At 44.3% G+C, this 2,853-nt stretch carries 1 protein-coding gene; it reads left to right on the forward strand.

The features are described 5' to 3' along the window. Positions 1-2,465: strawberry notch C-terminal domain-containing protein (locus tag VB654_RS23370; protein WP_323216216.1), on the forward strand; the 2,465-nt coding region annotated here is incomplete at its 5' end. Positions 2,466-2,853 lie beyond the last annotated feature (388 nt).

Raw genomic sequence — 2,853 nt, forward strand, 5'->3', positions numbered from 1 at the left:
CAATGGGTAATGCAATGGCACAAGAGGGCAAGATTGGCTTAGTTAAAGCATCCCAGCAAGGTATCGTTGGACTTCGGTTACAAAACGCACTATCCAAAGCACGGGTGATTTACGTGTCCGCAACTGGAGCAACCAAAGTTTCTAACTTATCATACACAAATCGTTTGGGACTTTGGCAGACTGGAGACTTCCCGTTTACCTCCCGTGAAGATTTTGTGGAATCCATCGAGGGCGGTGGTATTGCAGCAATGGAGGTTGTTGCCAGGGATTTGAAAGCACTTGGTTTGTATTTGGCGCGATCGCTCTCCTTTGAAGGCGTAGAATATGACACATTAGAAATTGAGTTAACATCGACTCAAGAACGTATCTATGACAGTTACGCTGATGCTTTCCAAATTATCCATAACAATCTTTACAAAGCACTAGAAGCGTGTAACATCTCCGGTGCGAAAACATACAACCGCATGGCTAAAATGTCTGCGATGTCCCAGTTTGAATCTCACAAGCAAAGGTTCTTTAACCATTTGCTAACCGGGATGAAATGCCCACAATTAATCAAAGCCATTGAGCAAGATTTAGCCCAAGGTCATGCTGTTGTCATCCAGATAGTTTCGACTAATGAGGAACTGTTAAAACGGCGACTCAATGAAGTTCCCGCTTCGGAGTGGAAAGATTTGAATCTTGATTTAACTCCCCGTGAATATGTCATGGATTATTTGTTAAGTGCGTTCCCCGTACACTTACATGAGATTCACTCATCCTCTGAAGGTGAAGAACGCTCTGAACCGGCTTTTGATGCCGATGGTTCACCAATTGTTTCGCAAGAAGCTGTGGCTTTGAGGGATATGCTGGTTGACCGATTGGCAAGCCTTAACCCCATCCCTGGCGCTTTAGAACAGTTGTTGTGGCATTTCGGTCACAAGCAAGTTGCTGAAGTCACAGGGCGCAGTAAGCGAGTCCTTAAGGATGAAAACGGACGGTTATTTGTGGATTCACGGGGTAGTGGAGCAAACATCGCGGAGACTACTGCATTCATGGCTGATGAAAAACAAATCCTCATTTTCTCTGATGCTGGTGGTACTGGCAGAAGTTACCATGCTGACCTCAATGCTGTAAATCGGCGGCGGCGATCGCACTACTTACTCGAAGCTGGTTGGAGGGCTGACAATGCTATTCAAGGTGTTGGGCGATCGCACCGCACTAACCAAGCCTCTGCACCAGTGTTCAGACCCGTGACCACCAATGTTAGGGGTGAACGCCGATTCATTTCTACTATCGCTCGGCGGCTGGACAGCTTGGGCGCACTTACCCGTGGTCAACGGCAAACAGGCGGTAATGGGATGTTTAATGCCAAGGATAATCTAGAGTCGAACTATGCTGAATATGCTTTATACGAGTTATTCAAGCAGATTTTCCAGGGTCGATTTGCTGAAGTTCCTTTGGGTAAATTTGAGCAAATGACTGGACTCAGCCTGACTTCTCACGAAGGAGGTATGAAAATTGACCTTCCACCGTTGCGACAGTTCCTCAATCGGCTACTGGCTTTGACAATCGGGATGCAGAATGTTATTTTCGAGCGTTTTGAACTGCTGTTAAGTCAACAAATTGAGATTGCGATCGCTAATGGAATCTTTGAAGTTGGAGTGGAAACACTTCGGGCTGAACGGTTTACCATCGAAAGCCAAGAAGTTGTGTACACTCATTCTGCCACTGGGAGCGTGACCAATTACCTGAAAATTGAGCGAGTTCAACGGAACAACATCAGAACGGCTGAGGAAATACTTGAATTTGCGACTCAGTACCAAGGACAACTCATGGTGAATGAAAAGTCTGGTAATGCAGCCGTATCAATCCCTACTCACAGTTTCTTCGATGAGGAAGGCGGGGTAGTGCCACGGGTTTTACTTGTGCGACCTCAAAAGGAAATTCGTGTACCCCTAGACAAGCTGGAATCATCAACTTGGCAGCAGGTTTCGGCTGATACATTTGTTGCGGCGTGGTCAAAAGAAGTGGATGAACTACCCAAATTCACAAATGACCATATTCATTTGGTCACGGGCATATTGCTACCCATTTGGAAAATGCTACCTCAGAAGAATAGTCGAGTCTTCAGGCTGCAAACCAGTGATGGCGAGAAAATTCTGGGTCGGGTAGTCAATGCAAAAGATATTCAGTCTGTGGCTGAACAGCTGGGACTGAAGAACAAACTGTTAAGTCCAGGGGAATTGGTTTCGCTGGTGTTAAACGAAGGGTACTCACAGCAATTGCCGGGTGGCGTAACTGTGCGACGTTCTTACGTTGCTGGTGAACCACGAATTGAGTTAATTGATGCTTTGCCTTTAGCTGACAGGCTTGTGGCTATTGGATGTTTCACCGAGATAATTCAATGGCGCAAGCGGATATTTATTCCAGCTAATGACAAAGCGACAGAAATCCTGGCTGCTGTGATTGGGATTCTCCATTAAGATATTGAGCCACTCTGTCAAGCAGAGTGGTTGATTTTTTCTAATTTTCAAAACTATTACTAACCAGGAATTATACCTTTTTTAGTGTCTTTGAAAACAATCTAAGAATGATGATTATTATAGAATATTCACCCAAGAAAACACTCTTTCCGTTTGTTCCGGATACTCTTCATCGATATTCAATTGTTCTAGTATTAATACTGATAAACAAGTGCCTAAACATATTTATGTACTGATAAAGAAAATTAGCGATAGCGAAGCGCTCCGTAGGAATCGCACCCAACTCACAAAATAGCTCCCTTCGGCAACTAAATTATTAAACTAAGAGTCTTATTCATTATCTAATTGGCTTTGCTATCTGAATAATTTGTATGAGTCAAAAATGGAG

This window comes from Nodularia sp. UHCC 0506 (genome assembly GCF_034931045.1).
Classification (GTDB): Bacteria; Cyanobacteriota; Cyanobacteriia; order Cyanobacteriales; family Nostocaceae; genus Nodularia.